The organism is Janthinobacterium sp. J1-1, assembly GCF_030944405.1.
Classification (GTDB): domain Bacteria; phylum Pseudomonadota; class Gammaproteobacteria; order Burkholderiales; family Burkholderiaceae_D; genus Janthinobacterium.
Genome location: NZ_CP132339.1, coordinates 4318517 through 4344987 on the forward strand (window position 1 = coordinate 4318517; position 26471 = coordinate 4344987).

General features: G+C 61.1%; 24 protein-coding genes and 3 tRNA genes. 16 read left to right on the forward strand and 11 right to left on the reverse strand.

Annotation, left to right across the window (positions count from 1 at the left end; translation table 11 throughout):
* Position 1 precedes the first annotated feature (1 nt).
* Entirely contained in the window at positions 2-259 is a 258-nt protein-coding gene (gene moaD / locus Q8L25_RS19735; protein ID WP_308920997.1) for a molybdopterin converting factor subunit 1, read from the forward strand.
* Between the two features lie 10 nt (positions 260-269).
* Here the strand turns inward: moaD and Q8L25_RS19740 are convergent, their stop codons facing one another.
* The gene (locus Q8L25_RS19740; RefSeq protein ID WP_308920998.1) at positions 270-494 is read right to left on the reverse strand and encodes a hypothetical protein; all 225 of its coding nucleotides are present in this window, start codon (positions 492-494) and stop codon (positions 270-272) included.
* Positions 495-626: 132 nt separating this feature from the next.
* Here Q8L25_RS19740 and Q8L25_RS19745 point away from each other — a divergent pair, with 132 nt between their 5' ends.
* From Q8L25_RS19745 to Q8L25_RS19755, 3 genes are all read left to right on the forward strand, one after another.
* Complete coding sequence (locus Q8L25_RS19745) at positions 627-1874, forward strand: TIGR03862 family flavoprotein (RefSeq protein WP_308920999.1); 1248 nt, start codon at positions 627-629, stop codon at positions 1872-1874.
* Between the two features lie 87 nt (positions 1875-1961).
* Positions 1962-2297, forward strand: a complete 336-nt coding sequence (locus tag Q8L25_RS19750; protein WP_308921000.1) for a PadR family transcriptional regulator — start codon at positions 1962-1964, stop codon at positions 2295-2297.
* Positions 2294-2836 carry a DUF2812 domain-containing protein gene (locus Q8L25_RS19755; RefSeq protein WP_308921001.1) on the forward strand — a complete coding sequence of 181 codons (543 nt, stop codon included), beginning with the start codon at positions 2294-2296 and terminating at the stop codon, positions 2834-2836. The genes Q8L25_RS19750 and Q8L25_RS19755 overlap by 4 nt, the downstream gene beginning before the upstream one ends.
* A 78-nt stretch (positions 2837-2914) precedes the next feature.
* Here the strand turns inward: Q8L25_RS19755 and Q8L25_RS19760 are convergent, their stop codons facing one another.
* From Q8L25_RS19760 to hpnC, 8 genes are all read right to left on the reverse strand, one after another.
* Positions 2915-3043, reverse strand: coding sequence for a hypothetical protein (locus Q8L25_RS19760; RefSeq protein WP_308921002.1), 129 nt, complete (start codon positions 3041-3043; stop codon positions 2915-2917).
* 19 nt (positions 3044-3062) lie between these two features.
* The gene (locus tag Q8L25_RS19765; RefSeq protein WP_308921003.1) at positions 3063-3437 is read right to left on the reverse strand and encodes a hypothetical protein; all 375 of its coding nucleotides are present in this window, start codon (positions 3435-3437) and stop codon (positions 3063-3065) included.
* A 164-nt stretch (positions 3438-3601) separates the two neighbouring features.
* Positions 3602-4408 carry a head GIN domain-containing protein gene (locus Q8L25_RS19770; protein WP_308921004.1) on the reverse strand — a complete coding sequence of 269 codons (807 nt, stop codon included), beginning with the start codon at positions 4406-4408 and terminating at the stop codon, positions 3602-3604.
* 11 nt (positions 4409-4419) lie between these two features.
* Positions 4420-5202 carry an HAAS domain-containing protein gene (locus Q8L25_RS19775; RefSeq protein WP_308921005.1) on the reverse strand — a complete coding sequence of 261 codons (783 nt, stop codon included), beginning with the start codon at positions 5200-5202 and terminating at the stop codon, positions 4420-4422.
* Positions 5203-5240: 38 nt separating this feature from the next.
* Complete coding sequence (locus tag Q8L25_RS19780; protein ID WP_308921006.1) at positions 5241-5402, reverse strand: hypothetical protein; 162 nt, start codon at positions 5400-5402, stop codon at positions 5241-5243.
* Between the two features lie 136 nt (positions 5403-5538).
* Entirely contained in the window at positions 5539-6915 is a 1377-nt protein-coding gene (gene hpnE, locus Q8L25_RS19785; RefSeq protein WP_308921007.1) for a hydroxysqualene dehydroxylase HpnE, read from the reverse strand.
* On the reverse strand, positions 6908-7741 hold the full coding sequence (gene hpnD, locus Q8L25_RS19790) for a presqualene diphosphate synthase HpnD (protein WP_308921008.1): 834 nt from the start codon (positions 7739-7741) through the stop codon (positions 6908-6910). Before hpnD ends, hpnE begins: the two co-directional genes overlap by 8 nt.
* A gap of 46 nt (positions 7742-7787) precedes the next feature.
* Positions 7788-8660 (reverse strand): squalene synthase HpnC, encoded by an 873-nt coding sequence (hpnC, locus tag Q8L25_RS19795; protein WP_308921009.1) that lies wholly within the window; start codon positions 8658-8660, stop codon positions 7788-7790.
* A gap of 296 nt (positions 8661-8956) precedes the next feature.
* Here hpnC and Q8L25_RS19800 point away from each other — a divergent pair, with 296 nt between their 5' ends.
* The 11 genes from Q8L25_RS19800 (at position 8957) to Q8L25_RS19850 (ending at position 23351) form a co-directional block, all read left to right on the forward strand.
* Positions 8957-10117: an efflux RND transporter periplasmic adaptor subunit gene (locus tag Q8L25_RS19800; RefSeq protein WP_308921010.1), complete on the forward strand. Its 1161-nt coding sequence runs from the start codon at positions 8957-8959 to the stop codon at positions 10115-10117.
* The gene (locus Q8L25_RS19805; protein WP_308921011.1) at positions 10114-13203 is read left to right on the forward strand and encodes an efflux RND transporter permease subunit; all 3090 of its coding nucleotides are present in this window, start codon (positions 10114-10116) and stop codon (positions 13201-13203) included. The genes Q8L25_RS19800 and Q8L25_RS19805 overlap by 4 nt, the downstream gene beginning before the upstream one ends.
* Positions 13204-13389: 186 nt before the next feature.
* Positions 13390-13472, forward strand: a tRNA-Leu gene (locus Q8L25_RS19810).
* Between the two features lie 643 nt (positions 13473-14115).
* Positions 14116-15456, forward strand: a complete 1341-nt coding sequence (gene tig, locus Q8L25_RS19815; RefSeq protein WP_308921012.1) for a trigger factor — start codon at positions 14116-14118, stop codon at positions 15454-15456.
* A gap of 85 nt (positions 15457-15541) precedes the next feature.
* Positions 15542-16159 (forward strand): ATP-dependent Clp endopeptidase proteolytic subunit ClpP, encoded by a 618-nt coding sequence (clpP, locus tag Q8L25_RS19820; RefSeq protein ID WP_374106380.1) that lies wholly within the window; start codon positions 15542-15544, stop codon positions 16157-16159.
* Between the two features lie 203 nt (positions 16160-16362).
* Positions 16363-17631: an ATP-dependent Clp protease ATP-binding subunit ClpX gene (gene clpX / locus Q8L25_RS19825; protein WP_308921013.1), complete on the forward strand. Its 1269-nt coding sequence runs from the start codon at positions 16363-16365 to the stop codon at positions 17629-17631.
* Between the two features lie 280 nt (positions 17632-17911).
* Positions 17912-20323 carry an endopeptidase La gene (gene lon, locus Q8L25_RS19830; protein ID WP_308921014.1) on the forward strand — a complete coding sequence of 804 codons (2412 nt, stop codon included), beginning with the start codon at positions 17912-17914 and terminating at the stop codon, positions 20321-20323.
* Between the two features lie 204 nt (positions 20324-20527).
* On the forward strand, positions 20528-20800 hold the full coding sequence (locus Q8L25_RS19835; protein ID WP_065309571.1) for an HU family DNA-binding protein: 273 nt from the start codon (positions 20528-20530) through the stop codon (positions 20798-20800).
* Between the two features lie 111 nt (positions 20801-20911).
* Positions 20912-20988 (forward strand) — tRNA-Asp (locus Q8L25_RS19840).
* Positions 20989-21004: 16 nt separating this feature from the next.
* Positions 21005-21081, forward strand: a tRNA-Asp gene (locus Q8L25_RS19845).
* 380 nt (positions 21082-21461) lie between these two features.
* Positions 21462-23351 (forward strand): SurA N-terminal domain-containing protein, encoded by a 1890-nt coding sequence (locus Q8L25_RS19850; protein WP_374694186.1) that lies wholly within the window; start codon positions 21462-21464, stop codon positions 23349-23351.
* Positions 23352-23444: 93 nt separating this feature from the next.
* On the opposite strand, the gene Q8L25_RS19855 is transcribed toward Q8L25_RS19850, so the two are convergent.
* Positions 23445-24020: an arylesterase gene (locus Q8L25_RS19855; RefSeq protein WP_308921016.1), complete on the reverse strand. Its 576-nt coding sequence runs from the start codon at positions 24018-24020 to the stop codon at positions 23445-23447.
* A gap of 220 nt (positions 24021-24240) precedes the next feature.
* Here Q8L25_RS19855 and Q8L25_RS19860 point away from each other — a divergent pair, with 220 nt between their 5' ends.
* A complete protein-coding gene (locus Q8L25_RS19860) occupies positions 24241-24888 on the forward strand; it encodes an ABC transporter ATP-binding protein (RefSeq protein WP_171899005.1) in 648 nt (215 codons plus the stop codon).
* A 2-nt stretch (positions 24889-24890) separates the two neighbouring features.
* Here the strand turns inward: Q8L25_RS19860 and Q8L25_RS19865 are convergent, their stop codons facing one another.
* Entirely contained in the window at positions 24891-26432 is a 1542-nt protein-coding gene (locus Q8L25_RS19865) for an NAD(P)H-hydrate dehydratase (protein ID WP_308921017.1), read from the reverse strand.
* Between the last annotated feature and the right edge of the window lie 39 nt (positions 26433-26471).

The window sequence follows — 26471 nt, forward strand, 5'->3', positions numbered from 1 at the left end:
GATGAAAATCAATCTGCGTTTTTTTGCCAGCGTGCGTGAACTGGTGGGCACTGGCCAGGAAGTGCTGGAGCTCCCGCAAGCGACCACCACCGTGGGTGAACTGCGCGCCGTGCTGGTGGCGCGCGGCGGCAACTGGGCCGAGGCGCTGGCCGAAGGCAAGCTGCTGCGCATGGCGCACAACCAGCTGATGTGCAAGGCCGATACGCCGGTGGCCGATGGCGATGAAGTGGCGTTTTTCCCGCCCGTGACGGGCGGGTGACGGCATCGGCTTAGCGTGGCTTGACGGTATCGCTGCAGCTGGCGCATTGCACCGCCTTGCGGTAGCGCCAGTATTTCGAGCCGATAAAGATGGCGGAAGCGACCAGCGACCAGGCCAGCGCGCTCAAGATGTCGGCCTGGCTGGTGGTGCCCTTGCTGTATTCGACCACGGTCAAGATGATGAATAAAATGCCGCTGGCCAGAAAATAGCGGGAAATCCAGAAACCTGCGCCCATGTCACTCTCCTGTGTTTTATCTTCATAAAACTAGTTTGTCGCAGCAGTATGCACTAATTTGCGGCTTTGTCGTCATTTGGCCGCTCAATCTCGACTAAAATGCCGGGGTTTTCATCGCCGCCTTCCATACCCATGTCTTCCGTTTCCCTACCTTCTTTTCGTGTCGCCGTGATCGGTGGCGGTCCCGCCGGGCTGATGGCCGCGCAGGCCGCCGCCAGCAGTGGCGCGCAGGTCGACCTGTTCGACGCCATGCCCTCCGTCGGCCGCAAATTCCTGCTGGCCGGGCGCGGCGGCATGAATATCACGCATGCGGAAGGCTACCAGAGCTTTGTCACGCGCTATGGCCGGCAGTCGCACCGGCTGCGCCCCGCGCTCGACCAGTTCGGCCCGCAGCAGGTGCGCGACTGGGTGCATGGCCTGGGCGTGGATACTTTCGTCGGTTCCTCGAACCGCGTCTTCCCGACCGACATGAAGGCCGCGCCCTTGCTGCGTGCCTGGCTGCACCGGCTGAGGGAAAGCGGCGTGCAATTCCATATGCGCCACCGCTGGACGGGCTGGCAGGACGGCCAGCTGGCCTTCGACACGCCCGACGGCCCACGCCTGCTGGCATTTGACGCCGTGATCCTGGCGCTCGGTGGCGGCAGCTGGGCCAGGCTCGGTTCCGACGGTGCCTGGGTGCCGCTGTTGCAAGCCCAGGGCGTCACTGTGGAACCGTTGGTCCCGGCCAATTGCGGCTTCGACGTGGACTGGAGCGCGCATTTCAGCAGCCGGCACGCGGGCGAGCCGCTGGCGACGGTGGCCATCACCGCGACGGATAGCGATGGCTTGACGATCAAGCGGCAAGGCCAGTTCGTGATCACGGCTGGCGGCGTCGAGGGCAGCCTGATCTATGCGCTGTCGGCGGCGCTGCGCGAGCAGATTGCGCGTGACGGCAGCACCACCATCTGGCTCGACCTGGTACCCGATTTCAGCGCCGAGCGCGTGTTCGATGAAGTGACGCGTCCGCGCGGCGCGCGTTCGATGTCCAGTCACCTGCAAAGCCGGCTCGGCATCAAGGGCGTGAAGTCCGGCCTGCTGCGCGAATGCGTCAGCGCTGCCGACTTTGCCGACCCGGAAAAACTGGCGCGCGCCATCAAGCTGCTGCCGGTCATCCTGACGCGTCCGCGTCCGATCGACGAAGCCATCAGCAGTGCCGGCGGCGTGTCTTTCGAGGGCATCGACGGCAGCATGCTGCGCGCCATGCCGGGCGTGTTCGTGGCGGGGGAAATGCTGGACTGGGAAGCGCCGACCGGCGGCTATCTGCTGACGGCCTGCCTGGCCGGCGGCAAGGCGGCCGGGGAGCAGGCGGTGGCGTGGCTGGAAAAATCTCTCTCTTCATAATGTAGTTGACAATAAAATCTCGTTTGCGCTACTATCGGGTCTCGCTATATCGACTATCGATATAGCGAACAGCGATATAGGGGTGTTATGGATGATATCGATTTTTCGCGCTACCTGCCCTTGTCCGAGGCGACGTTCTACGTGCTCGCCTGTCTGCACGAACCTTTGCACGGCTACGCCATCATGCAAAAGGTCGATGCACTCAGCGGTGGCAGTGTCAGCATCGGACCCGGCACGCTGTATGGCGCATTCGCCACTCTGGAAAAGCAGGGTCTGATTCTCAAATTGAGGGAAGAGGAGCGGCGCAAGGTGTATGGCATGACGGCGCTTGGGCGGCGCGTGCTGGCCGAGCAGGCCCGGCGCCTGGCCATCATGGCTGCCGCGGCAAACAACACATTGGCACTTTTGGGGGAGATGGCATGAGCACAGCGACGCAAGGGCAAGCGGTAAAAAAATTCAAATGGTGGTGGACGTGGCAGGACGGCATGCACGAGCAGTGGCTGCAGGCGCAGGCGCGCCAGGGCTTGCACTTGCGTTCCACCGACCCCTTGGGCCTGTTGATGACGTTCGAGCGGGGCGAGCCGGCCCAGATGGCCTACCGATGGGATTATCACGCCTTCAAGGCCGATCCGGCCTACACGCAGCTGTTTGTGGATGGCGGCTGGGAACGGGTAGTGGACGTGGCTGGCTGGCGTTGCTGGCGCAAGCCGGTCATCAATGGCAAGACGCCGGAAATTTTCACGGATACGGCCTCGAAAGTGCGCAAGTATGGGCGCAATCTGGCGACCGTCATGGTGTGTGGCCTGCCGCTGATCCTGGTGGCGGCCATGCCGTCGTCGCGCCAGGCGGTGCTGGCCGAGCCACGCGCAGCCTGCGTGGCGGGCGCTGGCTTGCTGATGCTGGCCTATGCGGCAGGCGGTCTGGTGCGACGCATCCGTCAGTTACATGCCGGCCGTTCTTGAACTGGTTTGTGAAAAGCAAAGCGGGACGGGAATGGCGCATCAAACCGAGCGCCATGACCGTCGCGCGAACGTTAAATATTACCGAGCAAAAATGGCGGCCAGAACGACCATGGAAAAACCGATTGCTCCGATGGAAAGACTTGCCACGCAAATCGCGGTCATTGCATGTTTCGGATCAATAAAATGACTTTTCACCCAAGCTGTCATGATTTTCTCCTTCTGTTGGTCATTGCTTTAGTACGCCATAGTGTACCACGCTGTAAGCGAGGGCCGACAGAAACGTCAGGGCCAGCGAGGTAGCAAGGGCCTGGTAATGTTTGTGCCAGCTGTTCCGTCTGACTGCTTTGATTTTTGTGGGAAATACCGCGCCACCTGCTGCAATCACCGCCGAGGTCGCCAATAAAAGAACAAAGCCGCCATTCAACCAATGAACGGTGTTTCCCGATGCCAGTGGACCTTGCGCACTTGGCACAGCGATTTCATACATCGCCAGCGCGCAGAAGGCGACAGAAGCCCAGCAAAGTTGGCCATCCTTTATCGGGATTAACAGGTGTTTCTGACTATTATTGACAGGCAATGGCAGGCGCTGCAAGACCAGCATGCCGAGTATGGGAGCAATTAACGGTATCAGTATGCTGACGACAAACCAGCCCCACGGCAGTTCTCCTTCTGCGATGGGCCAGTATATGACCTAAGACACGTGCTCAAGCCGGCTGCAAGCACTTCAGTACGCATATTTTTGCGCAGGAACAGGAGTTCAACCGTTCAATGCCAGGTAATCTCGCCCGACCCCGTGCGCTGTGCGTCGCGCTGGCGCGGGTTGCCGTGGACGTGGATGTCGCCGCTGCCGCGCAGGGTCAGTTTGGCCGTGTCGCGTACAAACACGGTGCTCTGGCCCGAGCCTTGCAGGCTGACGGTGGCGGTGTCCGAGGCCAGGTGTTCGGCGTCGATATCGCCGGAACCGCTCAGCTCGGCGTTCAGCACCTTGCTGTTGCCGCTGGCGCTGATGCGGCCCGAACCGATCATTTCCAGGGTCACCTTGTCGCTGTTGCCGCCGTTGATGTCGAGGTTGCCGCTGCCGTTGACACTGGCTTCGACCTGCTTGTAGCGGCCCGTAAAGCTGATATCGCCCGAGCCGGCCAGTTCCAGGGTGAACTTGTCGCCGCTGAAACCGGTGATGCGGCTGTTGCCGGTGCCGTGGACTTCGATGCCCGTCAGCGCGGGCAGGACCAGTTCGACCTGCAGCGGCTGGCGGTGGTGGAACAGCATGCCTTTCGGGCCGATATGGAGGGTGGAACCGTCGACAGTGGTGTCGACATTGGCCAGCAGGCGCTGCTCGCCGCTCACTTTCAGGGACGCCGTGGCGCCGCGGCGCAGGGTCAGGTCGATCGGGCCGCTGAGGTCCACATGGGTCACGGCGGCGGAAATCGGGCGGGTATCGGCGCGCACGGCGCGGCCCGCTGAACTGCTGGGGTTGCTGATGCCCTTGGCACGCAGCGCCGTGTAGGACAGGGCGATCAGGACCAGGGCCAGCAGGAACATGGACAGGCCGACTTTGAACAGGCGTTTCATGGCGTGTCTCCTTAATGACCTTTGAGCAGGGAAATATTCATCGCGATATAGCGCCTGATGCCGATCAGGGTGTAGCGGGTGACGACCAGGCTGAGCAGGAACAGCGCAATGCCTCCCAGCACCATGGCCATGCCGAACAGGGTTTGCGTGGTGCGCGCATCCTGGTCCAGGTCGGTGTAGATATGGATGCCGCTGCCGGCCAGCGCCTCGGCCCGTTCGATCACGCGTGAAGACGGCGACGGCGGACTGTCCGGGGCCGTGCCAACCGGGCCGGGCAGGTGGTCGATCTCGATGCCGGTGTCGCCGATGGTGATGCGGGTCTGCCGCTGGTCGTCGCCTTCGCCGCCATCGTCGTCGTGGATCAGCATGTAGCGCAGCGGGCCGTCGAGCAGCAGTTCGTTGGCGCCCGACAGGCCGCTGGCCGTGATGGCGATGCCGGCCAGGTAAAAGCTCAGGCCGACGGCATACAGCGTCGCCAGCAGCGCCGCATAGACGGCGGCGGGTATCACCATGAACAGATTGAAGATGGCCAGCCCTGCCAGCGAGACCAGCAGGCGCAGCAGGTTGACCGGTGTTTTCTTCTGTTCGAAGGCCCGGCGCTGGGTGCTGGCGCGCAGGGTGAGGGCGATTTTTTTCGGATCGCCCAGGTCGTGTGCGATTTCCTGGGCGCTGCGCCCGGCGGCCAGGCCTTCGTTGAAGCGCTGCTCATAATAGCTCATGGTCTTGGCGACCAGGTCTGGCGGCAGGCCGGCCAGCGCGCGCCGCAGCGCGTCGAGATAGTCTTGTTGATGCATGATGTTTCCTGTGCTTTCCGTTTCCACCGGCGTCCGGTCTAGCCCAAGGCCGGCAGCAGCATGCTTGCCTGGCTCAGCATCAACGGTGCGTGCCGGGCCGCCTGGCCTTGATGGGTGCCGGCCACGATCGCCATCGCCAGCGCCACGAAGCCCAGCAGCAGCACGGTTTTGCAAGCGGTTTTGAAAGACGTGGTTTTCATGGTATTTCCTGGGTTGATTGCGTTGGTGGCCTGGTAGCCGATGATGTGACTGTATCCAAACCGCCTGGCACGCACCAGTGCGGTGCGACAGGCTGCACAAATCAAGGGGTCAGCGACGCCACAGGGCGATACGCGGTCATGCTTTCGTGGCAGGCGTGTTGATCTGGCACACGAGAGCGGCCGCCTGCACGCCGCTGCGCACGGCCGCCTCGATGGTGGCCGGATAGTCGCCGGTCGTGTAGTCGCCGGCCAGCACCAGGCCCGGCAAGCCGGTGGCGTTGGCCGGGCGCGGCAAGTCCGGCGTGCAGGCAAAGGTGGCGCGTTTTTCGGTAATCACCTGCGTCCAGGCGGGCTGGGCCAGCTGCGGCATGCGCAATACCTGCGCCAGTTGCGCCGCCACCGCCTGCGCCAGGGCCTCGTGGCCTTGCGCGGCGGCCCGGCCCGAGGCGCTGATCACCACCGCCAGCAAGCCCGCTTGCCGCGCATCGAGCTGCCCGCGGTCGAACACGAACTGACCCCAGTGCGCCTGTTCGGGCGCATCGACCAGGGCGTAAAAGGGCAGGTCCAGGCGCACGGCGGTGTCGTACTGCAGGTAGCAGGTGCTGATCGCCTCGAAGGCAAAAGCCTGCAATTGCGCGACCACGCCCTCGACGGCTGGATCGCCCACGCTGGCCAGCAGGCTGGCGGCCTGGCTGCTGGAGGTGGCCAGCACCACGCGGTCATGGGTGGCTGCACGGTTGAGCTGCCAGCGTCCGTCCGGCAACGCTTGCAGGGAGACCACCTTGGCCCCCAGCTTGAGCTGCCCGCCATGGCTTTCCACGTAGCGGGCGGCGGCTTCGGGAAACAATGCGCTTAAATTAGTTTTCGGAATCAGCATGTCCGAGGCGCGGCGCCGGCGCGCGCCCAGGCTGTCGTGCAGCACGTTGACGAAGACCTTGGCCGAGGCCCGTTCGGGCGGCGTGTTCAGCGCCGCCAGGCACAGTGGGCGCCACATCAGCTGGATCAGGCGGTCGGTCTGGTCGAAGCGTTCGAGCAGTTCGCTGACCGTGCAATCGTTGTACAGTTGCCAGCCCATCCAGCGCATGGCGCTGGAAAAACGCATCAGCGCTACCTTGTCGGCGCGCCCCAATCCTGTGGCGCGCAGCAGGGCCCACGCCAGGTGCAGCGGCGCCGGCCAGCGCGGTGCAATAAAATCCATGCCGCCGCTGCCGTCGGGATAGCGCATCTGCAAGGGCAGGTCGAGAATGACATCGCTCGGATCTTGCCCCGACAGTTTGAGCAGGCGCAAGGTTTCGGTATAGGCGCCCAACAGGATATGCTGGCCATTGTCCAATACAGTGAGTTTGTCCTGCGCCTCGCGTTCAACCTTGCGCGCGCGGCCACCGAGGGTGCGCGCCGCTTCGTAGACGGTGACGGCATGGCCGGCGCGCGCCAGTTCCATGGCGGCGGCGCAACCGGCCCAGCCGCCGCCGATGACGGCGACCGACAGTGCTTGCAAGACTGCCTTAGCCACGTATCCAGGTCTTCCAGGCCAGCCACAGTTTGCGGATAGGCGTCAGCGAGATACGCTGCTTGAGCACATGGTAGCCGTCGCGCTCGACTTCATTGAGCAGGGTGCGGTAGATGGCGGCCATGATGAGCCCCGGGCGCTGGGCGCGGCGGTCTTCCGCCGGCAGCAGCGCGAAGGCCTCGTCATAGGTCTTTTGCGCGCGTGCCACCTGGAAGCGCATCAGGTTTTCAAAGTTTTCGGTGTGGCGCGCGTTCAGCAGGTCGGCCGCCGTGACATTAAATTGCTGCAATTCGCTGATCGGCAGGTAGATGCGCCCCTTGCGCGCATCTTCGCCCACGTCGCGGATGATATTGGTCAGCTGGAAGGCATGGCCCAGTTTCTCGGCGTACAGCAGGGTTTCCGGGCGGGTCGCGCCAAAAATACTGGCCGACAAGATGCCCACCACGCTGGCGACATGCCAGCAATAGCGGCTCATGGCCTGGTAATCGAGGTAGCGGGTCTGGTTCAAATCCATTTCCATGCCGTCGATAATTGCCTGCAAGTGCTTTTCTTCCAGCTTGTAGACGGCCAGGTGCGGTTCCAGCGCGCGCATCACGGGATGGGTGGGGTTGCCCTCGTACATGGACTTGACTTCCTTGCGCCACCAGACCAGCTTGGTACGTGCCACGTTTTCGTCCGTGCAGTCGTCCACCGTATCGTCGACCTCGCGGCAGAACGCATACAGGGCCGTGATCGCCTTGCGGCGCTCGACCGGCAGGAACAGGAAACTGTAGTAGAAGCTGGAGCCGCTCTGGGCGGCCTTTTGTTGGCAATATTCGTCGGGAGACATAGTCAAAAGTGCAAGGGTTACAGATCGAAGCCGCTATTCTATCGTCTTAGCGGGTAGGCGACGGTGGAAATAGCGGGTTTTCTTGAGCGGCGGCCGCCACGCTTTTGCGCGACATGCGCAGGGCGCGCCAGAAAATCACCAGCCAGTCGCGCCTCGACAGTTTCGGGCGGCGCCGGAATACGTCGTAATTGACGGCCTCGATCATTTCCAGGATGCGCAAGCCGCCTTGCACCACCAGGCGCAGCTCCCAGCCGATGCGTCCGCGCAGGCGCAGGGCCAGCGGCGCGCCGGACAGCATCAGCGCGCGCGTGCGCGCCACTTCGAAACGCATCAGCGCGCTCCATTTGCCATGCGCTTCGGGCCGTTCGAAGGCGGCCGGCGAGACGGCAAAGCGGTTCAGGTCTTCCATCGGCAGGTAGATGCGCTCCTTCTGCCGGTCGATCGCCACATCTTGTAAAAAATTAATTAGTTGCAAAGCAGAACATATTGCGTTGGAATCGCGTACATTCTCTTCATCGGCCGCCTTGTACAGGCTCAGCATCAACAGGCCGACCGGATTGGCCGAGCGGGCGCAATAGTCGAGCACGTCGGCATGGCTGGCGTAGCGCGTGGTCACCACATCCTGCTTGAAGGCGGACAACAAGTCGTAAAACGGCTGCATCGGCAGCTCGAATTTGGCGATGGTGGCGGCCAGGCGCACGAACATGGGGTTGGTTTCCGGCTCATGGCGCTCGATGCGTCCCAGCGCCGCCTCGTATTCCTGCAGGGCGGCCAGGCGTTCGGCGGGCAGGGCGTCGCCTTCATCGGCCAGGTCGTCCGCGCTGCGGGCAAAGGCATAGATGGCCTCGACGGCGGGTACCAGGCGGCGTGGCAATAAAACAGATGCTACAGGAAAATTTTCGTAATGGTCTACAGGCATGAACACACTTCTCTCATCATGCACGGCCAGCAACGGCCGATGCAAAGGTGACACAGTAAATAGTTATCGACGCAATAAAACAATGATTAATGACGCAAAAGTCACTAAAAAAATACCGCCACGATTATAATTACTAACCAGAAAGTCAGTAAGGAAAGACACTTCCTCGCCAGACTGTCTGCCATTGTCACAAATTTAAGGATATTGCGTGAGAAAAAGTTTGGCGCTACCCAGTCGGCAGGCAAAAAGTTTCCTCATATAAAAATCTAACAGCCCGCATAGTAAAGGAAAATACCTTGTTTGCCCTGAAAACCCTGCGCCGCGAGACCGGCGCCCCAGCTCTTCCCGCCCTGCGCCTGCTGGCGGCGGCCGCCCTGGCCGCCACGCTCGCCGCTTGTTCCAAGCCCGCGCCCAATGTCGACGACGTGCGCCCGGTGCGCGCCATCGTGTTGGCCAGCAGCAATGTCGATGTGAATGCCGAGTTCTCCGGCGAAGTGGTGGCGCGCGTGACCTCGCAGCTGGGCTTCCGCGTGGGCGGCAAGATCGTCGAGCGCAAGGTCGACGTGGGCGCCGTCGTCAAGCGGGGCCAGGTGCTGATGCAGCTCGATCCGCAAGACTTGCAATTGTCGCAGGCACAGGCCAAGGCCAGCCTGAACAGCGCGGAAACCAGCCGCGACCTGGCGCGCGCCGAACTGAAACGCTACCAGGATTTGCGCGAAAAGAATTTCGTCAGCCAGGCCGTGCTCGATGGCAAGGATGCCACCTACAAGGCGGCGCAGGCGCAGGTCGAAGCGGCGCAGGCTGTCTACCGTGGTCAAAGCAACCAGTCCGGCTACGCCAGCCTGTTGGCCGACGGCGACGGCGTGATTACCCGCCTTGACGGGGAAGTCGGGCAGGTGGTGTCGCCGGGCACGCCGGTGGCCGTGCTGGCACGCAATGGCGACAGGGAAGTGGTGATTGGCATTCCGGAGGACAAGGTCGAGACCATGCGCGGCGTGAAAAACGTGGTGGTGCGCCTGTGGGCCGACCCGAAACAGGCGCTGCCGGGCAAGATCCGTGAAGTGTCTCCGGTGGCCGACCCCGCCACCCGTACCTATCTGGCCAAGGTGACCATCCCCAACGCGCCCGAGGCGCGGCTGGGCATGACAGCGGTGGTGCAATTCGCATCCACCACGGCAACGCCGCAAATCAGGGTGCCGCTGACGGCGCTGTTCAATGAGAAATCGCAAAGCTCGGTGTGGGTGGTGGAGAATGGCGCCGTGAAACTGGTGAATGTCACCGTCGGCGGCGTGGCCGGCAATGATCTGTTGCTGAGCTCTGGCGTGAAAGAAGGCCAGACGGTGGTCACGGCCGGCGTCAATCTGCTGAAACCGGGCCAGAAGGTGACGATCCTCGGCGCCGAGCTGGTGGCGCCCGCCAAGGCCGCGCCTTTGGGTACCGCAGGGGCCGCCAAATGAAGGGCGGCTTCAATCTGTCACGCTGGGCGCTCGAGCATATACCACTGACGCGCTACCTGATGGCGGTGCTGCTGATCGGCGGCATGCTCAGCTATGCCAACCTGGGGCAGGACGAAGATCCGCCGTTTACCTTTCGCGCCATGGTGCTGCAGGCGTACTGGCCCGGCGCCACCGCCCTGCAGATGGCCGAGCAGGTGACCGACAAGCTGGAACGCAAGCTGCAGGAAACCCCGTATATCGACGAGATCACCAGCTATTCCAAGCCGGGCGAGACCTTGATTTTGCTGGAATTGCGCGAATCGACGCCGCCGAAGGAAACCTCGGCCGCCTGGTACCAGGTGCGGAAAAAAATCGGCGATATCAAGAATACCTTGCCGGCCGGCGTGGTGGGGCCGTTCTTCAACGATGAGTTCGGCGACACCTATGGCTCCATCTTCGCCCTGTCCGGCGATGGTTTTACCTATGCCGAAATGAAAGATTACGCCGATGACGTGCGCCAGCAATTGCTGGGCGTGTCGCAAGTGGCCAAGGTGGAACTGTTTGGCGTGCAGGATGAAAAGGTCAATATCGTCTTTTCACACAAGAAATTCGCCCAGCTGGGCATCCCGTTCGAGGCCATCGTCAATCAGCTGTCGGAACAGAACAGCATCAACGCCACCGGCGTGCTGGTCACGCCGACCGACAATCTGCAGGTGCGGGTCACGGGCGCCATGGTGAAAGTGAAAGACCTGGAAAACCTGGAGCTGCGCGCCAATGGCACCACTTTCCGCCTGGGCGACTTTGCCACCGTGAAACGCGAATTCATCGATCCGCCCAAGGACAAGATGCGTTTCAATGGCAAGGAAGTGATCGGCCTCGGCGTCTCGATGGAAAAGGGCGGCAATATCATCGAGATGGGCAAGGCCTTGCAGGCGACCGTCACGCGCATGGAAAAAGCGCTGCCGGTCGGCATCCAGCTGCAACGCGTGTCGAACCAGCCGGCGTCCGTGTCGGCCTCGGTCGGCGAATTCGTCCATACCCTGATCGAAGCCATCCTGATCGTGCTGGCCGTCAGCTTTGTCGCGCTGGGCTTGCATACAAAACCGCTGCGCATCGACGTGCGCCCGGGCCTGGTGGTGGCGCTGACCATCCCGCTGGTGCTGGCCGTCACCTTTTTGTTCATGCGCATGCTCGACATCGACCTGCACAAGATTTCGCTGGGCGCCCTGATCATCGCGCTGGGCCTGCTGGTGGACGATGCCATCATTGCGGTGGAGATGATGGTGCGCAAGATGGAGGAGGGCATGTCGCGCTTCGACGCCGCCACCTTCGCCTATACCTCGACCGCCATGCCGATGCTGACCGGCACCCTGATCACGGTGGCGGGCTTTTTGCCGATCGGCCTGGCCAAATCGACCGCCGGCGAATACACCTTTTCGCTGTTCTCCGTCAATGCGCTGGCGCTGATCATCTCGTGGGTGGTGGCGGTGGTGTTTACGCCCTATATCGGCTATTTGCTGCTGAAGGTCAAGCCGCACGCCAATAATGACCATGAGCTGTTCGATACGCCGAACTTCCGCCGTTTCCGCCGCGCCGTCACCTGGTGCGTGGAATGGCGCAAGACGACGATTGCCGCCACCCTCGCCATCTTCGCGCTGGGTATCTATGGATTCAATTTTATCGAGAAGCAATTTTTCCCCGATTCCAGCCGGCCGGAACTGATGGTGGAGATGTGGTCGCCCGAAGGTACGACGTTCGCGGCCAATGAAAAGCAGGTGAAGAAATTCGAAGCGTTCGTGAGCAAACTCGACGGCGTGGACAGCGTGACCAGCTATGTCGGCACGGGCAGCCCCCGTTTCTACCTGCCGCTGGACCAGATTTTCCCGCAGACCAATGTCTCGCAGATCGTGGTCCTGCCGAAGAGCCTGGCCGACCGTGAATTGCTGCGCAAGAAGATCGTCGATGTCTTCAAGCAGGATTTCCCGGAAGTGCGGGGCCGTGTAAAACTGTTGCCGAATGGCCCGCCGGTGCCGTATCCGGTGCAGTTCCGCGTCACCGGCACGGAAGTGGCCACGGTGCGCCATATCGCCGACCAGGTCAAGGATATCCTGCGCGCCAATCCGAATACGGTGGGTGTCAACGACAACTGGAATGAGTCGGTCAAGGTGATGCGCCTGGACCTTGACCAGGACAAGATGCGTGCGCTGGGGATCACGTCGAAGACCGTGATGCAGGCCGCCAATACCATCCTGTCGGGTACGGTGATCGGCCAGTTCCGCGAAGACAACAAGCTGATCGACATCCAGGTACGCCAGCCACTGGAAGAGCGCAACACGATTTCCGTGCTGAACGACACGAATATCCCAACCGCGAATGGCAAATCGGTGACGATTTCGCAGATCGCCCGCGTCCATTTTGTGTGGGAGCCGGGCGTGGTCTGGCGCGACAAGCGCGAATGGGCGATTACCGTGCAGTCCGACGTGGGCGACAATATCCAGGGCGCCACCGTCTCGACCCAGCTGGCGCCGCAACTGGATGCCTTGCGGGCAAAATTGCCGCCCGGTTACCGCATCACGCTCAAGGGCGTGGCGGCCAACAGCGGCAAGGCCGAGGCGTCGATCGCGGCCAATCTGCCGCTGGCAATTTTCCTGATATTCACCTTGCTGATGCTGCAGCTGCACAGTTTCTCGCGCGCGCTGCTGGTCTTCCTGACAGGGCCGCTCGGTGTGGCGGGCGCCGCGTTTGCCTTGCTGGCCTTGCACCGTCCGCTGGGCTTTGTCGCCAACCTGGGCGTGATCGCCCTGTTCGGCATGATCATCCGCAACTCGGTGATCCTGGTCGACCAGATCGAGCAGGATATCAAGGACGGTTCCGCGCCGTGGGACGCCATCATCGACTCGGCCGTGCGCCGCTGCCGTCCCATCGTGCTGACGGCCGCCGCCGCCGCGCTGGCCATGATCCCGCTGTCGCGCTCGGTGTTCTGGGGGCCGATGGCGGTCGCCATCATGGGTGGGCTGATCCTGGCCACGGCCTTGACCTTGCTGTTCCTGCCGGCCCTGTATGCGGCCTGGTTCCGCGTCAAGAAGCCGGTGGCGCTGGACAAGTAGTCCATCAGGGCGGCCCGCAGTAAAAAAGGCGGCATTCCTCAGGGAAATCCAGTAGAATGCCGCCTTTGCTCTGGCAGCCAGCTTTTATGGCAAGTAACATCAGCCATGCCAGAGCGAGGTAGCCAGATCGCTCCCGAGTTGTTAAAATCAGGAGTGTCTGGACCAGGCAGCAGAAGTAAGCGGTAAGCGGATGTGGTGGAATTGGTAGACACGCTGGTCTTAGAAGCCAGTGCTTCGGCTTGGGAGTTCGAGTCTCCCCATCCGCACCACCCCAGGCGGTTCCAGCCTGGACGTGCAATCAGGTTTTTCTCCGGCGAACATGCCATTCTCTCCATTTGATCGTTTCAGTCAGCTTTCGAAGCGCCATTTCGGCCGTTTTTCTGCATTTCAGCGTAAAACAGGCGGTTTTTGCATGAAAACTTGGCCCTTTCGGTATTTCTTTGTTTGGGGCGTGGCGGCAGATGACATATACTAATAGACGAAGCGGGCTGGAAAGCCTCGTTTCAGGCGATAACAAGGAATGCCGGAGATAGCGGCACAGACAGGGGGCAAGCAGGTTGTGGTGAGTCATTTGCCGCCGCCGGTATTCTCTGTGTCCGGGCCGCAAACCCGGGCCACTTTTCCAGGTCCTTTGTTATAATGCCACGCTTTACCGAATGAAGCCCGGCCCTGCGATTTATACATGAAGCAGTGCCGGACAGTCGGAGCCCTGCTGCAGTTTGAAGACAGCGGATTGTCTGGTGCCTGGTGATTATCGCCGGGCAGACCGGGTCCATTACCCTGTCGTCATGCTGGGCAGATGAATATGCGAGCGAGTGAAGCTGGACCCATGTCTTGCCGCCAGTGATGGCGCAAGGGGTCGGGTCTTCTTTTCTCGCACCAACAGTGTTTATTTTTTGGACGATTTTTTACATGGCAACTGCAGTCGAAACCTTGGGCAAACTCGAACGTCGTATCACCATCTCCTTCCCGCTGACGGACGTCCGCACGGAAGTCGAGAAGCGCCTGAAAGTGCAAGCCCGTACGGCCAAGGCACCGGGCTTCCGTCCGGGTAAAGTGCCGTTGAAAATGGTCGCGGCACAATACGGCTATCAAATTGAATCCGAAGTGCTGAATGACAAAGTCGGCCGCGCGTTCAACGACGCCGCCAACGAAAACAATCTGCGCGTGGCCGGTTTCCCGAACATCGTGCCGAAAGAAGAAGCCGCCGAAGGCCAGCTGGCATTCGACGCAACGTTTGAAGTGTATCCGGAAGTCACCATCGGTGACCTGGCCGCCGTTGAAATCGAAACCGTGCAAGCCGAAGTGTCGGAAGCCGAAATCGACAAGACCATCGACATCCTGCGCAAGCAGCGCGTGCACTTCCACACCAAGGGCGAAGCCGGCGAACACGGCGACGGCGGCGAGCCAGTCGCTGCTGAAGGCGACCGCGTGACGGTGGACTTCGTCGGTTCGATCGACGACGTGGAATTCCCTGGCGGCAAAGCTGATGGCTACGCTTTCGTGCTGGGCGAAGGCCGCATGCTGCCGGAATTCGAAGCAGCGACCCTGGGCCTGAAAGTGGGCGAGTCGAAGACTTTCCCATTGTCGTTCCCTGAGGACTACCATGGCAAGGACGTGGCCGGCAAGACCGCCTCGTTCACGATCACCCTGCAAAAGCTGGAATGGGCGCACCTGCCGGAAGTCGACGGCGAATTCGCCAAGTCGCTGGGCGTTGCCGATGGCGACCTGGCTAAAATGCGCGAAGACATCAAAGTCAACCTGCAACGCGAAGTCGCTGGCCGCGTGAAAGCACGCAACAAGGAAGCCGTCATGGACGCGCTGGTCAAGGTTGCCGAGCTGGACGTGCCAAAAACGCTGATCACCCAGGATTCGGACCGCCTGGCTGAAATGACCCGCCAGGACATGGCGCAGCGCGGCATGAACGTCAAGGATGTGCCTTTCCCACCAGAACTGTTCGCGGAAAAAGCCGAGCGTCGCGTACGCCTGGGCCTGATCCTGTCGCAACTGGTTGGCGACAACAACCTGCAGGCAACGCCTGAGCAAGTCAAGGCGCAAATCGAAGATTTCGCCCAAAGCTACGAAGACCCGCGCGAAGTGCTGAAGTACTACTACAGCGACCGTCGTCGCCTGGGTGAGATCGAAGCCCTTGTATTGGAAGAAAACGTCGTCACTTACGTGTTGGGCCTGTCGAAAGTGACCTCGAAAGCAGTTGCTTTCGATGAACTGATGGGAAGCAACGCACAAGCGTAAACCAGTTGGCATCCGGATGCCGCCATCTGCCGCAAGGCCGGGGCGGCGCCCTCTAACTGCTTCACAAGGAAATGAAATGACAGGTATGAACCGTAATCCAGCGCTGGACACACAGATGCTCGGCCTGGTGCCGATGGTGGTGGAACAAAGCGGCCGCGGCGAGCGCTCGTATGATATTTACTCGCGCCTGCTGAAGGAACGCTTGATTTTCATGGTCGGTCCGGTCAATGACCAGATGGCCAACCTGGTCGTGGCCCAGCTGCTGTTCCTGGAAAGCGAAAATCCGGAAAAGGAAATCTCGCTCTACATCAACTCGCCAGGTGGTTCGGTTTCGGCCGGCATGGCCATCTACGACACGATGCAGTTCATCAAGCCGGACGTCTCGACCCTGTGCACCGGCATGGCCGCCTCGATGGGCGCGTTTTTGCTGGCCGCAGGCGCCAAGGGCAAGCGTTTTTCGCTGCCGAACTCGCGCATCATGATTCACCAGCCGTCCGGTGGTTCGCAAGGCATGGCGTCCGATATCGAGATCCAGGCGAAAGAAATTCTCTACCTGCGTACACGTCTGAACGGCATCATGGCCGAACGCACGGGCCAGTCGATCGAACAGATCGCCAAGGACACCGACCGCGATCGTTTCATGTCCGCCGACGAGGCTGTCGAGTACGGTTTGATCGACAAAGTGTTGACCAGCCGCGCTTGATGTGCCCCTACCGGTATTGCTAAGTATTTAAGTAAACGCCCGGGCGCTCAAACGTTCGGGCGTTTCGCTTTTATTTCGGGTAGCATGGTGCTTGTGCATGCTTATCCGACTTGCGCCATGGGTGCCAGCCTCACGGGGTTGGCACCGCCTTCCCGGCCAGCGATTTTGCAATATTGTTAATGCAGTTCCAACCAAAATGCCTTATGTCAGACAAAAAATCCTCTAGCGGCGAAAAATTACTGTATTGCTCGTTCTGCGGCAAAAGCCAGCACGAGGTGAAGAAACTCATCGCCGGTCCATCCGTCTTTATTTGTGACGAATGCATCGACTTGTGCAACGACATCATCCGTGATGAAACGTCGAGCATCGAGACGGTGACCGGCGCCAAGTCGGACCTGCCGACTCCGCAAGAAATTGCCGCCATGCTCGATCAGTACGTGATCGGCCAGCAGACTGCCAAGCGCATCCTGTCGGTGGCGGTGTACAACCATTACAAGCGCCTCAAGCACCTGGGCAAGAAAGACGACATCGAACTGGCCAAGAGCAACATCTTGCTGGTCGGTCCTACCGGTTCGGGCAAGACCCTGCTGGCCCAGACCCTGGCGCGCATGCTCAACGTGCCGTTCGTGATCGCCGATGCGACTACCCTGACCGAAGCCGGTTATGTGGGCGAAGACGTGGAAAACATCATCCAGAAGCTGCTGCAAAGCTGCAACTATGATGTCGAGAAAGCCCAGCGCGGCATCGTCTATATCGATGAGATCGACAAGATTTCGCGCAAGTCCGATAACCCGTCCATCACGCGCGACGTGTCGGGCGAGGGCGTGCAGCAAGCGCTGCTGAAGCTGATCGAAGGCACCATGGCCTCGGTGCCGCCACAAGGCGGGCGCAAGCATCCTAACCAGGACTTCGTACAGATCGACACGACCAACATCATGTTCATCTGCGGCGGCGCGTTCGACGGCCTGTCGAAGGTCATCTCGAACCGTTCCGACAAGAGCGGCATCGGCTTCTCGGCCAGCGTGAAGAGCAAGTCGCAACGCTCGGCCAGCGATCTGCTGCTGGAAGCGGAACCGGAAGACCTGGTGAAATTCGGCCTGATCCCGGAACTGGTGGGTCGCCTGCCCGTCATCGCCACCCTGGCGGAACTGACGGAAGAGGCGCTGATCCAGATCCTGGTCGAGCCGAAGAATGCGCTGATCAAGCAATACTCGAAGCTGCTCGACATGGAAGGCGCGGAACTGGAGATTCGTCCGGCCGCCCTGCATGCGATCGCCAAGAAGGCGCTCGCGCGCAAGACCGGCGCGCGTGGTTTGCGTTCGATCCTGGAGCACGCCCTGCTGGACGTGATGTACGAACTGCCGAGCCAGCAAAACGTGGTGAAGGTCGTGATCGACGAAAACACCATCACCAGCGGCGCCAAACCTTTATTGATTTACCAAGAGACCGCCAAGGCCTCCGGAGAAAATTGATTACTGCTGAGACATTTGCATGAAAAAGGGTTTTGATTCCTTAATGCATGGCAGTACAATTTAAATCAATAATATTGCAGGCTTCAATCGGAAAGCCACTCGCGGCAGACCTGCTGCGCGTGGCTTTTTTACTATGAATGCCGCATTTATTAGAGTCATGCGGGTGTGTTTTGCGAAATAAACAAAAGAAAGTTTGTTTCACAGAATTATTTATTCTCGCCGGTCTTGTGTTTTGGCAGCGAGCGCCAACATCGTAAACACGCTTTCTATAAGGTACGCCATGACAACTTCCAAATTAACTGAGCAAACTCAACTGCCGTTATTGCCGTTGCGGGATGTCGTCGTTTTCCCGCATATGGTGATACCGCTGTTCGTTGGCCGTCCAAAGTCGATCAAGGCGCTGGAAGCTGCGATGGAGCAGGGCAAGAGCATCATGCTTGCCGCTCAAAAAGCAGCTGCGAAGGACGAACCATCGCCTTCGGACATCTATGAAATTGGCTGCGTCGCCAATATCCTGCAAATGCTCAAGCTGCCCGACGGCACCGTCAAGGTGCTGGTCGAAGGCGCACAGCGTGCCCGTATCAACCATATCAGCGATGCGCCCACGCACTTCATCGCCGACCTGACGCCGCTCGAATCCGAGCCGGGCGACGAGTCGGAAGTCGAAGCCATGCGCCGCGCGATCGTGCAGCAGTTCGACCAGTACGTCAAACTCAACAAGAAAATCCCGCCAGAAATCCTGGCGTCGCTGTCGGGCATCGACGATGCCGGCCGCCTGGCCGACACGGTCGCGGCCCACCTGCCGCTGAAGCTCGAACAGAAACAGGTCATCCTGGAAATTTTCAGCGTGGCCAAGCGCCTCGAACACCTGCTGGGCCAGCTCGAAGGCGAGCTCGACATCCTGCAAGTGGAAAAACGCATCCGTGGCCGCGTCAAGCGCCAGATGGAAAAGTCGCAGCGCGAGTACTACCTGAACGAACAGGTCAAGGCGATCCAGAAAGAACTGGGCGAGGGCGAAGATGGCGCCGACCTCGACGAGCTGGAGAAAAAAGTCGCTTCGGCCAAGATGCCGAAGGAAGCGCTCGACAAGGCCACCAACGAGCTGAAAAAGCTCAAGCTGATGTCGCCGATGTCGGCCGAAGCGACCGTCGTGCGCAACTATATCGACACCCTGGTCAACTTGCCGTGGAAGAAAAAATCCAAGGTCAACAATGACCTGGCGAATGCCGAAAAAGTACTCGAGGGCGATCACTATGGCCTGGACAAGGTCAAGGAACGCATCCTGGAATACCTCGCGGTGCAACAACGCGTCGACAAGCTGAAAGCGCCTATCCTGTGCTTCGTCGGTCCTCCGGGCGTCGGTAAAACCTCGCTGGGCCAGTCCATCGCCCGCGCCACGAACCGCAAGTTCGTGCGCATGGCGCTGGGCGGCGTGCGCGACGAAGCCGAGATCCGTGGCCATCGCCGCACCTACATCGGCTCGATGCCGGGCAAGATTTTGCAATCGCTGTCGAAAGTCGGCGTGCGCAATCCCTTGTTCCTGCTCGATGAAGTCGACAAGATGGGCGCCGATTTCCGTGGCGATCCGTCGTCGGCCCTGCTCGAGGTGCTGGACCCGGAACAGAACCACACGTTCTCCGACCATTACATCGAAGTCGATTTCGACTTGTCGGACGTGATGTTCGTGGCGACCTCGAACTCGTACAATATTCCGCCGGCCTTGCTCGACCGCATGGAAGTGATCCGTTTGTCCGGTTACACGGAAGACGAGAAAACCAGCATCGCCCAGCGTTACCTGCTGCCGAAACAGATCAAGAACAACGGTCTGAAAGAGGAAGAGATTTCGGTGGCCGAGTCGGCATTGCGCGACATCATCCGCTACTACACGCGGGAAGCCGGTGTCCGTTCGCTGGAACGCGAAGTGTCGAAGATCTGCCGCAAGGTGGTCAAGATGCTGCTGCTGAAAAAGTCGGACAAGAAGGTGATCGTCAACTCGAAGAACCTGGATAAATTCCTCGGTGTGCGCCGCTATGATTTTGGCGTGGCCGAGAAAGAAAACCAGGTGGGCCAGGTGGTGGGTCTGGCATGGACCGAAGTGGGCGGCGATCTGCTGACCATCGAAGCCGTGTCGATGCCGGGCAAGGGCGCGATCATCCGCACGGGCACCCTGGGTGACGTGATGAAGGAATCGATCGAAGCGGCCCGCACCGTCGTGCGCAGCCGTTCCGCGCGCCTCGGCATCAAGCCGGAAGCGTTCGAGAAGAGCGATATCCACATCCACGTGCCGGAAGGCGCGACGCCGAAGGACGGTCCGTCCGCAGGCGCCGCGATGACGGTGGCGATGGTGTCGGTGTTTACGGGCATCCCGGTGCGCGCCGACGTGGCGATGACGGGCGAGATCACCTTGCGCGGCGAAGTATTGCCGATCGGCGGCCTGAAAGAGAAGCTGCTGGCGGCCCATCGCGGCGGCATCAAGACGGTCCTGATACCCGAGCAGAACGTGAAAGACCTGGCCGATATTCCGGACAACGTCAAGAACAAGCTCGAGATCGTGCCGGTGCGCTGGATCGACAAAGTGCTGGAAATCGCCCTCGAACGCATGCCCGAAGCGCTGGCCGAAGTGCCTGCGGTGGAGCCTGTCGCTGCCGCGGCGGCCAAGCCTGACGCCACTGGCGAGGTAGTAAAACACTAACGTTTTACGGCCGTTTTACCCAAACAAGCGCTTTTAGAGCGCTTGTTTCATATTGAAACGTGAATTGCGGCCCCAAAGCGCTTGACACATATACAGTGCGGCTTGTTTAATACGGCTGCACATTTTTTTCGCCGCACCGCTGTAGCGCCAAAAGCGCCGCAACAGCGCGGTAAACGTTTTATACCTTTGTAATTGGGGATGCTAGTGAACAAGACTGAATTGATCGACCACATTGCTGAAACAGCTGACATTTCCAAAGCCGCCGCTGCGCGCGCACTCGACGCTGTTATCGGCGGCGTGACGGAAACCCTGAAAAACAACGACAGCGTGACACTCGTTGGTTTCGGCACTTTCTCGGTAAGCGAGCGTGCAGAACGCACCGGCCGCAATCCACGTACCAAGGAAGCGATCACCATCGAAGCGGCAAAAGTTCCAAAATTTAAAGCTGGTAAAGCTTTGAAGGATGCTGTAAACTAACGGACTTCGGTGAGGTGACAATCACCGAAAACATCTGGCGGCGCTTTCGGGTGCCGTAATTCAGCCCAGGTAACTGGCTGAAACAGATGCAAGTCGTACTGTGTATTTTTCGGAGTGGTAGTTCAGTTGGTTAGAATGCCGGCCTGTCACGTCGGAGGTCGCGGGTTCGAGTCCCGTCCGCTCCGCCAAAAAAATACGCTCTTAGGAGTGGTAGTTCAGTTGGTTAGAATACCGGCCTGTCACGTCGGGGGTCGCGGGTTCGAGTCCCGTCCGCTCCGCCAGAATATGAAGACCCGCGCTGCATGAATATGCAGCGCGGGTTTTTTGTTTTATGCGCCCGATTATCCTGATGCCGGCCGACGTAATTCCCTCGGCCTGTTTTTGATTATCAAATCCACCTTGTTTTAAATCTTGCTTAAGCCTGGACGGGTTTAATGCCGTGGCCGCCATGGCCGCTTGCGGGCCGGGCGCGCGCCCTGATTTACCCTTGCTATAGCGCTATGGGCATTGTAGAATCAGGAGGTAAAGGGGAAGTGGGCTTGTGTCCCGTCCATTCCGCCGAAGAAATCAAGGCGAACGCATGTTCGCCTTTTTTTATAGTGATCCACTCATCCCGAATTGGCTGACCATGTTTGAATTTATTCGTACCCATCGACGTTTGATGCAGTTTCTCCTGATGCTGGTCATCGTCCCGTCATTTGCACTGGTCGGTATCAGTGGTTATCAAAGCTTCGGCGACGGCGCGAACACCATCGCCAAGGTCGGCGACCAGGTCGTGACGCAGCAGCAATATGAAGAAGCGCAACGCCAGCAGATCGACCGCTACCGCCAGATGATGGGCGAGCAGTTCGACCAGAAAATGTTCGATACGCCGGAAGCGCGCCAGAGCATCCTTGACAACCTGATCGCCGAGCGCGCCGTGGCCGCCGAAGTCGGTCACAGCAAGCTGGTCATCAGCGACGCCGTGCTGCAGAAGGAAGTGCTGGAGATTCCTGGCCTGACCATGGCCGACGGTAAATTCGACCTGGAAAAATACAAGGCCATGCTGGCCGCCCAAGGCATGACGCCGCAGATGTACGACGCGCGCCGCCGCAGCGATCTGGCCCTGCAGCAACTGGCCGGCGCCGTGCAGAATACCGCATTTGCACCGAACACCGTGTCGAAGCGCTTGTCGGACATCACCTCGGAAGAGCGCGAAGTGCAGGAGTTGCTGTTGCCGGTGGCCCAGTTCGTGCCGGAAGTCAAAGTGACCGACGCCATGGTCAAGGATTTCTACGACAAGAACGGCAAGTTCTTCGAGATCCCTGAGCAGGCCAAGATCGAATACGTGGTGCTCGACGCCGCCGCCGTGGGCGACCAGGTCGACGTCAGCGACGCCGACGTGCAAAGCTACTACGACAAGAACCAGAAGGCCTACACCACCGCCGAAGCGCGCAACGCCAGCCATATTCTGGTGACCGTCAAGAAAGACGCATCCGCCGCCGACAAGGCCGCCGCCAAGGCCAAGGCCGAAGCCATCCTGGCCGAAGTGCGCAAGGCGCCGGCAACCTTTGCCGCCGTGGCCAAGGCCAAGTCGGAAGATCCGGCTTCGGCCGAACTGGGCGGCGACCTGGGTCCGGTCGTCAAGGACGCGCTGCCAAAACCGCTGGAAGAGGCCGCCTACAAGCTCAAGCAAGGCGACATCAGCGATGTCATCACCTCGGACTACGGCTACCACGTGCTGACCGTCACCAGCGTCAAGCCGCAGCACATCCAGACGCTGGACGAAGTGAAGGGTCAGATCACGGCCGACCTGCGCAAGCAATTCGCCGCGAAAAAATACTCGGAAATGGCCGAACAGTTCACCAACACCGTGTACGAGCAATCGGACAGCCTGAAACCGGTGGCCGACAAGCTGAAACTGAAAGTGGAAACCGTCGCCAACCTGTCGCGCACGCCGTCGCCAGCCCTGGGTACGGCGCCGTACAACAACGCCAAGTTCCTGACCGCCATCTTCTCGAACGATTCCCTGAAGGACAAGCGCAACACCGAAGCCGTATCCGTTGGCGCCAATACCCTGGTCGCCGGCCGCGTAGTGGAATTCAAGCCAGCCTCGAAACGCCCGTTGGCCGAAGTCGACGCCATGATCCGCCAGCGCGTGACCCTGGAAGAAGCGGCCAAGCTGGCCAAGAAAGCCGGCGAAACCAAATTGGCAGCGCTGAAAACCTCGGGTGACGCCACCGGTTTCGGCGCCGCGCAGTGGGTCTCGCGCAGCAAGCTCGACGGCGTGAACCGCGCCGCCATCGCGCAAGTGATGAAGGCCGACACCAGCAAGCTGCCAGCCTATGTGGGCGTGGAATTGCCGGCCCTGGGCTATGGCATCTACCGCGTCGGCAAGGTACAGCAGCCGGCCGAAGTGGACGCCGCGCGCCGCCAGCAAGAGAAAGACCAGATCGGCGGCATCCTGGCGCAACAGGAAATGTTCGACTACGTCGAGTACCTGAAACACAAGGCCAAGGTGAAGATCGTCAAACCGGTCACCGCCGCCGCCCCGGTCGCCGAAGCGCCGTAAGCTTCTTCCGCCGCAAAAAAATAGCCGCTTTCGAGCGGCTATTTTTTTATCTGACCAAACTGTCGGATTACGCCGCTGCGCGGCTAGTCCGACCTACCTTGCCCCCAATAAGGGCGACAACTGCGGCCATATATTTTTCAGAATGACCGGATGCGCCTGGGCGTTCGGATGCAGGCGGTCGGCCTGGAACCATTGCGGCTTGTCCATGATGCCTTCGAACATGAAGGGTACCAGCGGCGCTTTCCATTCTTTCGCCAGCTTGCCGTACACGCCGTAGAACTTGTCGGCATAATCGCGGCCGTAGTTGGGCGGCATGCGCATGCCGACCAGCACCACTTGCGCGCCGGTCTTCCTGGCCGCGTCGCCCATGGCGCGCAGGTTTGCTTCGGCGGCTGTCACGGGCAGGCCGCGCAGGCCGTCGTTGGCGCCCAGCTCGATCAGCACCACGTCGGGATTATGCTTGGCCAGCAGGGCCGGCAGGCGCGCGCGTCCGCCGCTGGTGGTCTCGCCGCTGATGCTGGCGTTGACGATGCGCGTGTCGTTCTTTTGCGCCTTCAGGCGTTGTTCCAGCAGCGCCACCCAGCCCGTGCCGCGCGCCAGGCCATATTCGGCCGACAGGCTATCGCCCAGCACCAGCAGCGTTTTTGGTGCAGAATAGGCGTTCGTCATGCTCGATACCAGCAGCAGGGCTGCCGCAGGAAGCAAGGACAGGGAGCGCCGCCGCGACTGGCTCGTATTTCCGGTACTTATTTGTTCACGAAATTTTTTAAGATAGATCAGCATGCCCGAATTCCCTAAAGCGACTTCCACCAATTTCATTCCCCAGGCAGCATCCGGCCATCAGCCGGCGCCCTCCGCAGCGAACCGTAGCGGCCAGCAAGCCATCGAAGTGGTGGGGCTGGCCAAGCGTGTACCCGATGCCGATGGTGAACTCACCATCCTGCATCAACTTGATTTTACCGTGCAAACGGCAGAGACGCTGGCCATCGTCGGCGCGTCGGGTTCCGGCAAGTCCACCTTGCTCGGTTTGCTGGCCGGCCTCGATACGCCCAGCGCCGGCAAGGTGATCCTCGACGGCACCGATATCTTCGCCCTGGACGAAGACGGCCGGGCCGGCTTTCGCAAGGAAAAACTCGGTTTCGTGTTCCAGTCGTTCCAGCTGCTGGCCCACCTGACTGCGCTGGAAAACGTGATGCTGCCGCTGGAACTGCGCGGCGACCCGGACGCCAAGGAAAAAGCGCAGGCCATGCTGGGCCGGGTCAACCTGGGCAGCCGCTTGAAGCACTATCCGAAATACCTGTCCGGCGGCGAACAGCAGCGCGTGGCGCTGGCGCGCGCCTTCGTGACCGAACCGCCACTGCTGTTTGCCGACGAACCGACCGGTAGCCTGGACGCCGCCACCGGCGAAGCCGTGATCCAGCTGATGTTCGAGCTGAACCGCGAACGGGGCTCGACCCTGGTGCTGGTCACGCACGACACCTCGATCGCGGCGCGCTGCGGGCGCACCATCACGATTGCGGCGGGGCGGCTGGTATAGCGTCAGGTTGACAGCGCGTTGATCAACTTGCGTATCGCGGGGATCAATTCGCCGGCCGTCAGGCCGATCGGCCCGGCGCCCGAGGCCACCAGCGCATCGGCCGCCGCGCCATGCAGCCACACGGCGCCCAGCGCCGCTTCCCATTCCGGCCAGCCCTGCGCCAGCAGGCTGCCGCACAGGCCCGCCAGCACGTCGCCGGTGCCGGCCGTTGCCAGCGCAGCGCTGCCGCTGGTGTTGACCACCACGCCGCCATCCTGGGCCGCAATCACCGTGCCCGAACCTTTTAATACGACGATCACGCCCAGTTGCGCCGCCAGTTGGCGGGCGGCGGCCAGGCGGTCGGCCTGCACTTCGGCCACCGTCATGTCGAGCAGGCGCGCCGCTTCCAGCGGATGCGGCGTCAGGATGGTGGCGCCGGCGCCGCTGCGCGTGGCCAGCGCCGATTGCAGTTCCGGTTCGGCCGCCATCAGGTTCAGCGCGTCGGCATCGAACAGCAGCGGGCTGTCGCTGTCGATGGCCCGCTGCAGCAGTTCCACGCTGTCGCTATCGCTACCCAAACCCGGGCCGGCCACCAGCGCGCTGAAGGCGATGCCGGCGAAATCCATGTCCTGCGCCCGCTTGCACATCAGTTCGGGCTGGCCGCTGTCATACGCCGGCGGCGTGCCTGCAAACGCGACATGCACGCGGCCCGCGCCCGCATGCAGGGCCGTGCGCGCCGACAGGATGGGCGCGCCCGCCATGCCGGTGGCGCCGCCGATCACGGCCACGCTGCCATGGCTGCCCTTGTGCGTGTTTTGCCGGCGCGGCCGCAGGTGGCGCGCGAACAGGTGCAGGCCATTCAATTGCGCGCCGGCCTGCGGCAGCAGGGCCGGCGCGATCGCCAGCGCCGCCACTTCCACCTCGCCCGCATGGTCGCGGCCATCGGCCGTGTGCAGGCCCGGCTTGTCGCCGATAAAAGTAATCGTGTGCGTGGCGCGGACAGCCACGCCATCGACGGCGCCCGTGTCGGCATGCAGGCCGCTGGGCACGTCGAGCGCCAGCACCGGGCAGCTTTGCTGGTTCACCAGTTGCGCCATCTCGCGGTACACGCCAGCGAGCGGGCGCGTGGCGCCGATGCCGAACAGGCCGTCGATGATCAGATTCCATGGCGCGGCATTGATGGCGGCGCTGGCCATGGTGGTGGCGCCATCGATAAAGCGGGTGGCGCTGTTGCGCGCGCGCGAGGCGGCCTGCTCGCGCTCGGGCGAGGTGGACGATGCCTCGGGCGCCAGCCACACCAGCACTTCGATGCCGGCGCCGGCCAGGTGGGCCGCCGCTTCCAGCGCGTCGCCGCCGTTGTTGCCGGGGCCGGCCAGCACCAGCACGCGCATGTGGGCCGCATCGCCGTCTTCCAGGTGGTTCAGTATTTTCAGGGCGGCACTGGCGGCGGCCTGGCCGGCGCGGGCCATCAGGGTGCCTTGCGGCAGGGCGGTTGCAGCGGCCGCTTCGATGGCGCGGATCTCGGCGATGCCGTAGAGCGGGGTGGCGGTGGCAAGCAGGGTCATGGGGCGTTTCCTCAGTCAATATGCGACCAACATAAGGCC

What these genes read in the sequence shown, in the direction of transcription:
- moaD (WP_308920997.1), top strand. Translation starts at nt 2, where the DNA reads ATGAAAATCAATCTGCGTTTTTTTGCCAGCGTGCGTGAACTGGTGGGC.
- Q8L25_RS19740 (WP_308920998.1), bottom strand. Translation starts at nt 494, where the DNA reads ATGGGCGCAGGTTTCTGGATTTCCCGCTATTTTCTGGCCAGCGGCATT.
- Q8L25_RS19745 (WP_308920999.1), top strand. Translation starts at nt 627, where the DNA reads ATGTCTTCCGTTTCCCTACCTTCTTTTCGTGTCGCCGTGATCGGTGGC.
- Q8L25_RS19750 (WP_308921000.1), top strand. Translation starts at nt 1,962, where the DNA reads ATGGATGATATCGATTTTTCGCGCTACCTGCCCTTGTCCGAGGCGACG.
- Q8L25_RS19755 (WP_308921001.1), top strand. Translation starts at nt 2,294, where the DNA reads ATGAGCACAGCGACGCAAGGGCAAGCGGTAAAAAAATTCAAATGGTGG.
- Q8L25_RS19760 (WP_308921002.1), bottom strand. Translation starts at nt 3,043, where the DNA reads ATGACAGCTTGGGTGAAAAGTCATTTTATTGATCCGAAACATGCAATG.
- Q8L25_RS19765 (WP_308921003.1), bottom strand. Translation starts at nt 3,437, where the DNA reads ATGCTGGTCTTGCAGCGCCTGCCATTGCCTGTCAATAATAGTCAGAAA.
- Q8L25_RS19770 (WP_308921004.1), bottom strand. Translation starts at nt 4,408, where the DNA reads ATGAAACGCCTGTTCAAAGTCGGCCTGTCCATGTTCCTGCTGGCCCTG.
- Q8L25_RS19775 (WP_308921005.1), bottom strand. Translation starts at nt 5,202, where the DNA reads ATGCATCAACAAGACTATCTCGACGCGCTGCGGCGCGCGCTGGCCGGC.
- Q8L25_RS19780 (WP_308921006.1), bottom strand. Translation starts at nt 5,402, where the DNA reads ATGAAAACCACGTCTTTCAAAACCGCTTGCAAAACCGTGCTGCTGCTG.
- hpnD (WP_308921008.1), bottom strand. Translation starts at nt 7,741, where the DNA reads ATGTCTCCCGACGAATATTGCCAACAAAAGGCCGCCCAGAGCGGCTCC.
- hpnC (WP_308921009.1), bottom strand. Translation starts at nt 8,660, where the DNA reads ATGCCTGTAGACCATTACGAAAATTTTCCTGTAGCATCTGTTTTATTG.
- Q8L25_RS19805 (WP_308921011.1), top strand. Translation starts at nt 10,114, where the DNA reads ATGAAGGGCGGCTTCAATCTGTCACGCTGGGCGCTCGAGCATATACCA.
- tig (WP_308921012.1), top strand. Translation starts at nt 14,116, where the DNA reads ATGGCAACTGCAGTCGAAACCTTGGGCAAACTCGAACGTCGTATCACC.
- clpP (WP_374106380.1), top strand. Translation starts at nt 15,542, where the DNA reads ATGAACCGTAATCCAGCGCTGGACACACAGATGCTCGGCCTGGTGCCG.
- clpX (WP_308921013.1), top strand. Translation starts at nt 16,363, where the DNA reads ATGTCAGACAAAAAATCCTCTAGCGGCGAAAAATTACTGTATTGCTCG.
- lon (WP_308921014.1), top strand. Translation starts at nt 17,912, where the DNA reads ATGACAACTTCCAAATTAACTGAGCAAACTCAACTGCCGTTATTGCCG.
- Q8L25_RS19850 (WP_374694186.1), top strand. Translation starts at nt 21,462, where the DNA reads ATGCAGTTTCTCCTGATGCTGGTCATCGTCCCGTCATTTGCACTGGTC.
- Q8L25_RS19855 (WP_308921016.1), bottom strand. Translation starts at nt 24,020, where the DNA reads ATGACGAACGCCTATTCTGCACCAAAAACGCTGCTGGTGCTGGGCGAT.
- Q8L25_RS19865 (WP_308921017.1), bottom strand. Translation starts at nt 26,432, where the DNA reads ATGACCCTGCTTGCCACCGCCACCCCGCTCTACGGCATCGCCGAGATC.